Annotated in this window: 1 protein-coding gene; it reads right to left on the bottom strand. The window is 62.4% G+C overall.

Going from position 1 to position 993, the window contains the following annotated elements; genetic code table 11:
- Positions 1-993 (bottom strand): elongation factor Tu (gene tuf / locus JCM21793_RS23125; RefSeq protein WP_025031879.1); only part of this gene is annotated, 993 nt, incomplete at both ends.

Genomic DNA, 993 nt, shown 5'->3' with positions numbered 1-993 from the left:
TCGACGTCGACCGTCACATTGTCGCCGGGCATCACCATCTCCGTGCCTTCCGGCAGCGAAACCACGCCCGTCACGTCCGTCGTGCGGAAGTAGAACTGCGGGCGGTAGTTGGTGAAGAACGGCGTATGACGGCCGCCCTCTTCCTTCGTCAGGATGTAGGCTTCTGCCTTGAACTTCGTGTGCGGCGTAACCGAACCCGGCTTGCAAAGAACCTGGCCGCGCTCGACACCTTCACGGTCGACACCGCGGATCAGCGCGCCGATGTTGTCGCCGGCCTGGCCCTGGTCGAGTAGCTTGCGGAACATCTCGACGCCGGTAACCGTCGTCTTCGTCGTATCCTTGATGCCGACAATCTCGACTTCCTCGCCGACCTTGATGATGCCGCGCTCGACGCGACCCGTCACAACCGTGCCACGGCCCGAAATCGAGAACACGTCCTCGATCGGCATCAGGAACGGCTGGTCAACCGGACGCTCAGGCGTCGGGATGTAGGCGTCAACCTCGGCCATCAGCTTGCGGATTGCGTCCTCGCCGATCTCCTTGTTGGAGTCTTCGAGAGCAGCAAGTGCCGAACCCTTGACGATCGGAATGTCGTCGCCCGGGAAGTCGTAGGAAGACAGAAGCTCGCGAACCTCGAGCTCGACCAGCTCGAGAAGCTCTTCGTCGTCAACCTGGTCGACCTTGTTCAGGAACACCACGATCGCCGGAACACCAACCTGGCGGGCAAGCAGGATGTGCTCGCGCGTCTGCGGCATCGGGCCGTCGGCGGCCGAGCAGACCAGGATCGCGCCGTCCATCTGCGCAGCACCCGTGATCATGTTCTTCACGTAGTCGGCGTGGCCGGGGCAGTCGACGTGGGCGTAGTGACGGGCCTCCGTCTCATACTCCACATGCGCCGTCGAAATGGTGATGCCGCGGGCCTTCTCTTCCGGCGCGCCATCAATCTGGTCATACGCGCGGAATTCGCCAAAATACTTCGTGATCGCAGCCGTC

Source organism: Nitratireductor aquibiodomus NL21 = JCM 21793 (genome assembly GCF_000615975.1).
GTDB lineage: Bacteria > Pseudomonadota > Alphaproteobacteria > Rhizobiales > Rhizobiaceae > Nitratireductor > Nitratireductor aquibiodomus.
This window is presented reverse-complemented; position numbering and strand designations above follow the sequence as displayed.